This window comes from Rothia sp. HMSC061D12, assembly GCF_001836735.1.
Taxonomy (GTDB): domain Bacteria; phylum Actinomycetota; class Actinomycetes; order Actinomycetales; family Micrococcaceae; genus Rothia.
Window position 1 is genome coordinate 211,873 of record NZ_KV830305.1, and the last position, 455, is coordinate 212,327.

Genomic DNA, 455 nt, shown 5'->3' on the forward strand with positions numbered 1-455 from the left:
TTTTCGGAGGGACTTTCATTGAGGCGCGTTTGACAGGCAGTTATACCCCAACCTAGCCCCTAAAATTTCCCTTCCTTTTCGGAGGGACTTTCATTGAGGCAGTGAGTTGTTCGAGTCGCTGAGCTCGCTGGTGTATGGCATTTCCCTTCCTTTTCGGAGGGACTTTCATTGAGGCAAACCTGATTCATTGAATGCATGAGGTGTGACGGCTGGATTTCCCTTCCTTTTCGGAGGGACTTTCATTGAGGCCCAGCAGCGCGGCGCGTCTCCAGTCTTGGCACTCCCATTTCCCTTCCTTTTCGGAGGGACTTTCATTGAGGCGCCGACCTTCTAACGTGGCTGTAACGGCGGCTAAATTTCCCTTCCTTTTTCGGAGGGACTTTCATTGAGGCCTCTAGTGGGTACAGTAAGCTCCACTGATTCGTGGGATTTCCCTTCCTTTTCGGAGGGACTTT

The 455-nt window shown here is 51.4% G+C and carries 1 CRISPR repeat array.

From position 1 onward, the window contains the following. Positions 1-392: a CRISPR direct-repeat array (repeat unit 25 nt; unit sequence TTTTCGGAGGGACTTTCATTGAGGC). The last annotated feature ends 63 nt before the right edge of the window (positions 393-455 follow it).